Source organism: Shewanella sp. 125m-7, from assembly GCF_052977045.1.
On sequence record NZ_JBRILQ010000010.1, the window covers coordinates 112,576 to 120,012 of the forward strand.

The following is a 7,437-nucleotide window of genomic DNA, read 5'->3' on the forward strand; positions in this document are numbered from 1 at the left end:
CGATACAAGTGGAGTGGATAATGGATGCGGATTATTTGATCCTTGGTAGTGGTTTATCTGCGTTAGTTTTTGGTGCTCTCAGTGCAAAGTCGGGAAGTAAAGTACTGATGTTAGAGGCGCATCAATACCCTGGTGGTTTTGGTCATACCTTCCCAATTGGCAAGCATTATAGATTTAATGCACAGCTGCATTATGTTTGGAACTGCGGGGAGGGGGAGACGGTTAACAAGGTACTAAAAAAACTACAATTGGATAAACAGGTCACTTTTGAATCATTTGATCCTCAAGGCTTCGATCATATGAGAATGCCGGGATACCAGTTGGATATCCCCTATGATACAGAGCAACTGCTTAAAAGACTTAAATCCCTTTTTCCTGCCCATGGGACACAATGCACGGCTTTTATCGATGAAGTAAGACGAACGGCCGATGGTTTAGCAGTGCTATCAGGCGACGAACGCTATAAGAATATATTCGCAAATTTAAGAGAAACGGTAACCGCATGTAGAAACATAAGGTTTACCCTGCAACAGGTCTTTGATAAACACCATTTACCGCTAGAGGCGCAAACACTACTGGCACTTCAGTGGCCTGATTTTTTACTGCCGCCTAATCAGCTTTCATTTTGTGCCTGGGTTCTACTATTTACCGGATATCAGAGGGGAGCCTACTACCCGACACATCATTTCGAACATGTCATCAATTCGTTAGTCGATACGATTACTGCCAATGGTGGGCAGATTATCTATCAGACTCAAGTGGAGAAATTTATCGTCGAAAGTAATCGGGTTATCGGGGTTGAAGCAAGAAACCTTGTCAGCGAGGAAGTGAGCCGCTATCAAGGTAAGCGCACTATTTGTAATATGGATCCTAAAAAAGCGGCTCATTTAATCGGTATAGAAAAGTTCTCTTTTAGGCTCAGAAAACAGTTAGATTATGCCTACTCCCCTTCAAATTTTATGGCCTACTGTGTGGTCAAAGATATCAAGTTAGAAGACTATGGTTTTGGTAAGTGGAATATCTTCCACACCAGTCATCAAGATCTTAATACCGCTTTTGATACCATGTATTACCAGCACGATTATTCGGCTCCGAGTTTTGCAATTTCTACCCCAGGTTTTTTGACCCATGACTGTTCTGATAGGCCTGAAGGACAGCAGGTTATAGAGTTTTTAACGGTTGCTGACTACCAATACTTTAAAGCGTTAAAACAAAGTGATCCCAGAGCATATCGAAACAAAAAACGAGAGATATTTGACGCCATAATCGATACGGTTGAAAAGCATTATATTGCAGATTTTAGAGACTACTTAGCGTATAAAAATACCGGTAGTCCGACGACTAATGAAAACTTTTGCTGGTGTCCTGAGGGGAACTCCTATGGTTCGGCGATGACACCTGCTTATTTTAACTTGTGGAGATTAACCGAGAACAGCTCGTTGCAAGATCTCTATTTCTGTAATGCTTCATCCGGTTATGCGGGATTTGCTGGGACATTCTGGACCGGTGCAAACTTGTATCAAAAGCTCAGTGGAGAGCGTATTTAATTACTGATTGAATCATTAAATGATCCCCATACCTGTTCAGTAGAATGAGAGTCGGGAGGACGCAATGAAGTTTGCGATTATCGGTGGTGGTGCCAGTGGGATGGTGACGGCCTACTATCTGAGTAAGCTAGGGCATACTGTCACCGTGTTTGAGAAGCAGCCTATATTAGGTGGTCATATTCGCACCGTTAATAAGAATGTAAAAATAGCGGGGATCGATCCAAAGATCACTCTTGAAGGTGGGGTGGTTGAGTTTTCTAGTAACTTCAAGCATTTCCGCTCACTAATGCAAGAACTCGGTGTTGAACTTAAGCCTTTAAAAGTGGGCTCGGCCCTATTTAAACGTAATCAGAAACGTTTTCTTTCCCCCTCTGTGATCACCGGAAATATAAAGGGTGCTGGTCTTTTAGTCGAGTTCGTTAAACTGGCTTTTGTTTACCTCTCAGCAAATTGGTTATTGCTGCAGGTATACCTTAAACCAGCTTCAACGCTAAGAGGTAAGCCTTTGGCGGATTATGTGGGTCAACATAAGATTAAAAATACCTGGTTAAAGCTGTTTACTATGTATTGTTTTTCAATGCCCTACAAAGCGATTGTCAAGGTTCCTGCAGAATTGGCATTTACTATTTTTAGGCGCTACTTTTGGGCTGACTGGAAACGTATTGATGGAGGGGTCTACAGCTATATCGAGAAAATTGAACAGCAACTAAATGGTAGTGTACGCCTAAATGCCAATATAACTTCAATAAGGCGATCTGATAGTGGGGTGACTCTTAAATGGGGTGATAATATCGAGGAGCATTTTGATAAGCTAATCTTAGCCGTTCCGCCAGATCAGGTTTTGACGCTGATATCCGACCCTACAGCCACTGAAATCGAGAGGTTTTCCCCTTGGAAAAAGAATGCAGCTACAACTGTTCTGCACACAGACTCTTTGGTTTACCAGCGTTATGGTATATCTCATCCTTCGGAGTTTGATTTTTTTCAGACTCAAGCAGGCTGGGGCTATAACGCAAACTTAAATCGTATTTGTGACTTGCCAACAGAGCAGCGATACAGTTTGGGCTATAATATTGATTGTTTAATAGCCAAAGAAAATGTCATTCAAACTTTTGAGCACCATACGCCACTTTATAGCGTCGAAGCATTTTATTATCGCCACGATATTATCGACAATAATGGCAGTAACCATAGCTATTATGTCGGAGCTTATCTGTATGACGGTCTGCATGAAGGTGCCGTTATTTCTGCACAGAAGGTCGCAGCGCTTGTTGAAAAACTGTCATAAAAAGCTCAGTAGCTCAGTGTTAATGTGTCTAAGCCCGATTATTGGTTTTTTACCTATCTATACTGGCAGAAGATAGTCTTTGACCAATTCTTAATTGGTGAGAGGTAAATAATGACCTTTGAAACATCTACCGTTTAGTGTTTTAGAGAGTGAATCATCATTAGGGGAACTGAAGTCTTTAAAGGTGTTAGGTATCAATTGATTAATTGAATTGTAAAAAAAACTCGCAATGTTAAAAAATTGAGTTATAAATAATATGGTTTGAAATAAATGGAGCCGACATGAAAAAAATACTTTTACTGATAACTATTACTACAACATTAATCTTGAGTGGTTGTGCGAAAACAGAAGAGCCTGAGGTTCCTCTCAATATTATGACTAATGATGGTAACCTCAATGTTTTATGGCAAGATATCAATAAATACAGTGATATCGAAGCAACTATTGGCCTGCAGTCAAAATTTGAGCAATACCTCTTTACACAGCTAACAGATGAACTAGGTAGACTTACCAACGAACATTTGGCAAAAGATCAACAGCTTGATTTAATCGTTACTAATGTCGATTTAGCCGGTGATGTGCAGCCTACTTTTGGTGCCACAGCAGCTGAGGATGTTCGCGTAGTCACCGAGCTATACCCACCAAAAATCAGTTTTGAATACACCTTAAGCCAAAATGGTAAAGTGATAAAATCAGGTACTGAGAAATTGGATAATATGGGATTCCTATTTGGGATCCAACCGATCACTAATGACCCTTTTCCTTACGAGAGAGATTTATTAACCGATTGGTTTAAGAAGAGTATGAAGTCTGATTTCACTCAGTAACGGTTATAATCGATGTAACGCAGGAGTCTGCTTAACAATCTTTTAAAGACTGTTGACTCAGCCTTGCGTTATCTCTATTTCAGCCTCAGCCAATTCTAACAGCTATCACCTCAACCCTTCCTAGAGTTAAAGTAAATCCCTATTCGGACAAGCATAATCTAGTTAACTTGAACTCGGGTTAAGCAGCGCCACTTAACACCGCTCTTATCGCCCCGATCTATGTTGATTTCTCTAGTCATAGCGCTATGACTAGAGAGCTCGCCTTGATAGAGACAATAATTTCAACCCTAAGCTGAACATTAACAACATAAATAAAGTGTGATGCCAGTAAGGTTCTGTTCTTTTTAGAGTAAAACTTACGCATAATGAGACACTCGTTATGCCGATTTCAGATTAGTTTGCATCGAGTCGCCTAGGAGGTTTTTTTAGGTGTTTTAATGCGTTTTAAATTCCCTTCAAAAATGCCATTTAAACGTTAATACTTAAGGTATTAGGAGTGGCTAAAGTATGTGGGGGAGTAAGCGGCTAATTTTACTAGCCGCGTTAGGGGGGAACAACCTAGCCTATGAATATATATAGCTGTCTGTGGATAATCGCTATAATTATTGTGATAAAGCTTCCCATGATTTTTGGTCTATTTATTTAGCCATAAAGGATTCGATTTCTTTAACTGTCCGTGGCACATCTGCGGACAAGTTTTCAAATCCATCATTGGTCACTAAAATATCGTCTTCGATACGGATCCCCATGCCGCGATAAGACTCTGGCACATCAAGGGCATCGTTTGGAATATAGATCCCAGGCTCGATGGTAAACACCATCCCCGTTTCTAATGTGCGCCAATTGCCGATACTATCGTGGTAAGGCCCCACATCATGCACATCCATGCCAAGCCAATGACCCGTCTTATGAACGGTGAAACGTTTATAGCTTTCTGTTGCCATAATTTCGTCGATAGAACCCGTTAAAAGACCAAGCTCTTTAAGTCCGCGAGCCATGACTTGCATACAGGTTTCGTAGAGACAACTCCAAGGTGTGCCCGGGCGAACTGATTCAATCGCTTGATCTAACGCATTGAGCACCAATTGATAGATGTTTCTTTGTTCCAGAGTGAACTTACCATTTACTGGGTAACTGCGGGTGATATCAGCAGCATAATGTTCAAACTCGCCGCCAGCGTCGATAAGTAATACATGACCGTCAACAAGTTCGCAGCAGTTTTCTTCATAATGTAGGCAGCAAGCATTATTTCCTCCCGCAACGATATTTGGGTAGGCGACGTCGTTACAGCCATATTTGGCGATGGTGAAATCAAATAACGAAGACAGCTCGCGCTCATTGACTCCAGGCTGGCATGCTTGCATTACCGCTTTATGGCCCGCAGTGGATGCACTGACTGCTGAGCGGATTTTAGCTAGCTCGTCGTCGGTTTTTATCACACGCTTTGAATGTAATACTTCGGCTAACGGCTTGATAGTGGTGAATAGCTTCGGCGTATCAAATGAGCAGTGGTGTCTATGATAATTTGACCAGTTAACCAGCTCTGTTGAGAAGCGACCTAACTCATCACTGATATAAATATTCTCTATTCCTTGTAGCAGAGGTAACAAGGTTTGTTCGAACTCAGTAACCGCAAAACCCTTATCTGCGCCATGAAGTGTTACCGCACCTTCAGCGCCAGCACGGGCGCCAAAGCTTACTTCTTGTGAAGGATCTTTTGGGCGACAGAATAAGAGGTACTCATTGACTGGGCGTTTAATTAGCAGCGCGATTGCATCTGGCTCATTAAATCCAGTTAAGTAGAGAAAATCATTATCTTGCCTAAAATGATATTTTATGTTTTTGCTACGTACCTTTTGTTGGTAGCCAACTAAAAGGACTAAGCTGTTATTGGGTAATTGCTGCAGCAGTTGTTTGCGTCTTTGGTCATAGATAGTAGACATCTTATTATTTCCATCACTATAGTTGCGTAGCTAGTTAGGTTTTAGCTGAATATAAATAAGTAAAACAGTTGTTGTATATTTTATCCATTACACGATATTCGATGCTTTAACGCAAGTTCACGGTGCATTTTGTTGTAATGAGTGAAATAATAATAGCTATTGCATATTAGAGAGAATGTATTGTGAATCGAGCGGTATTTTTAGACAGAGATGGCGTTATCAATCTAGACCATGGTTATGTACACCAGGTTGACGATTTTGAATATATAGACGGTGTGTTTGAAGCATGCGCATCTCTTAAAGATATGGGCTATCTACTTGCAGTCGTTACCAACCAGTCAGGTATTGCTCGTGGAATGTATACCGAAGATCAATTTCACTCCTTAACTGAATGGATGGATTGGAACTTTGTCGATAAAGGTGTTGAGCTTGATGGGATCTACTATTGTCCGCATCATGCTGAAAAAGGTATCGGTGAATACAAAATTGATTGTGATTGCCGCAAGCCCAAACCTGGCATGCTAAACTCAGCCGCACAATTTTTGAAAATCGACCTGTCGCAGTCAGTGATGGTTGGTGATAAGCGCGATGATATGTTGGCGGCAGAGGCTGCAGGTATTCCTACTCGTATTTTGGTCAGAACAGGTAAGTCGGTTACAGATGAAGCCATTGCTGCTGCAACGGTTGTACTTGATTCAATTGCTGACGTGCCAGCGTACCTCGCGACTAACATTGCAAGATAGTGGGCTTTGCAGGCTTAAACTTAAATTCTAGGCTAAGGCTTAGATAAACAGCATGAAAGCGCTAGGGTAGGCTTAAACTTAGCCTGATAGTTAATGATATCGACTGTCTATAGATAAGTATAAGTTAGCTACTTAGGCTCAGGGGTATTAAGTAGAGTATCGTGCTCTGCCTATTGAAAACATAAGATAGAGAAATGTAGGCCACTGCTCTATAGTCGCTTCGACAATGAAATGCCCCATGTATCCTACTCTGGGGCATTTTCGTATTTAGCATGCAAATATGATCAAACGCAAACCATAAAAATCGATACTTTTAAACTGTCGATAGCAGACTCCGCTTAGGTTTAATCAGTAAAATGCACGTGGAACCACCTTTTATGCTGCATAAAACAACGTATCGTTTGATAACTATGCGCTTGATTCAGTTATTCTAATTTAATTAATAAACCCTCTTGCGCTGATCTCAAATCTCCCTATAATGCGCATCCACTGACACGGCACAGCAGGCCATTCGCTCTTAGCAAAAGCTAGATAGAACGGGACTTGCAGCAGTATCGGTTAGCTCTTTTTATAAAGGGTTAGAGTTAAAACTCTTAGGAGATTTGATTCAGGTGACAAACGCTTTAAGAGCTTCGTTTGATGGTTGTTAACACGAGAGTGTATAAAGAATCATCGCTTGAAAAACTTCTTAAAATAAGCGCTTGACGCCGACACTGGAGAGTGTAGAATACGCCTCCTCAGCCAAACGACCTAAGCGTCTAAGGCGCCATTTGAAAGGCTTTTGCCTTAATAGAATTGGCACGCTCTTTAACAATATGACAAGCAAATCTGTGTGGGCACTCGCAGAGATTAAGTTATTCGAAATTGTCTCTCACGAGACAATCAAAATTGACTTAATGAATGAGTGTTCATAGCAATATGAAAAAAGTTTGGTTTCACTTTTTCGAAGTGGAAGCAAATCACAGAATTCGTTGAGCCGCTGATTTAGCCTTACTTGTAAGGTGGATGACGCAAAAAACTTTAATTGAAGAGTTTGATCATGGCTCAGATTGAACGCTGGCGGCAGGCCTAACACATGCAAGTCGAGCG

At 41.2% G+C, this 7,437-nt stretch carries 5 protein-coding genes and 1 rRNA gene; 5 read left to right on the forward strand and 1 reads right to left on the reverse strand.

The genetic code is table 11. The annotated features are described in order from the left end of the window. Nucleotides 1-20: 20 nt before the first annotated feature. The 3 genes from ACVBIL_RS07105 (at nt 21) to ACVBIL_RS07115 (ending at nt 3,662) form a co-directional block, all read left to right on the forward strand. On the forward strand, nt 21-1,547 hold the full coding sequence (locus tag ACVBIL_RS07105) for a phytoene desaturase family protein (RefSeq protein WP_447166282.1): 1,527 nt from the start codon (nt 21-23) through the stop codon (nt 1,545-1,547). Nucleotides 1,548-1,611: 64 nt separating this feature from the next. Next, nucleotides 1,612-2,835, forward strand: coding sequence for an FAD-dependent oxidoreductase (locus ACVBIL_RS07110; protein WP_447166283.1), 1,224 nt, complete (start codon nt 1,612-1,614; stop codon nt 2,833-2,835). Between the two features lie 281 nt (nt 2,836-3,116). Continuing rightward, entirely contained in the window at nt 3,117-3,662 is a 546-nt protein-coding gene (locus ACVBIL_RS07115; protein WP_447166284.1) for a DUF3016 domain-containing protein, read from the forward strand. Nucleotides 3,663-4,300: 638 nt separating this feature from the next. Here the strand turns inward: ACVBIL_RS07115 and ACVBIL_RS07120 are convergent. Next, on the reverse strand, nt 4,301-5,605 hold the full coding sequence (locus ACVBIL_RS07120) for an aminopeptidase P N-terminal domain-containing protein (protein WP_447166285.1): 1,305 nt from the start codon (nt 5,603-5,605) through the stop codon (nt 4,301-4,303). Nucleotides 5,606-5,787: 182 nt separating this feature from the next. Here ACVBIL_RS07120 and gmhB point away from each other — a divergent pair, with 182 nt between their 5' ends. After that, nucleotides 5,788-6,348 (forward strand): D-glycero-beta-D-manno-heptose 1,7-bisphosphate 7-phosphatase, encoded by a 561-nt coding sequence (gene gmhB / locus ACVBIL_RS07125; protein WP_447166286.1) that lies wholly within the window; start codon nt 5,788-5,790, stop codon nt 6,346-6,348. Nucleotides 6,349-7,369: 1,021 nt separating this feature from the next. Continuing rightward, nucleotides 7,370-7,437 (forward strand): 16S ribosomal RNA (locus ACVBIL_RS07130); the annotation flags it as partial.

What these genes read in the sequence shown, in the direction of transcription:
- ACVBIL_RS07105 (WP_447166282.1), top strand. Translation starts at nt 21, where the DNA reads ATGGATGCGGATTATTTGATCCTTGGTAGTGGTTTATCTGCGTTAGTT.
- ACVBIL_RS07110 (WP_447166283.1), top strand. Translation starts at nt 1,612, where the DNA reads ATGAAGTTTGCGATTATCGGTGGTGGTGCCAGTGGGATGGTGACGGCC.
- ACVBIL_RS07115 (WP_447166284.1), top strand. Translation starts at nt 3,117, where the DNA reads ATGAAAAAAATACTTTTACTGATAACTATTACTACAACATTAATCTTG.
- ACVBIL_RS07120 (WP_447166285.1), bottom strand. Translation starts at nt 5,605, where the DNA reads ATGTCTACTATCTATGACCAAAGACGCAAACAACTGCTGCAGCAATTA.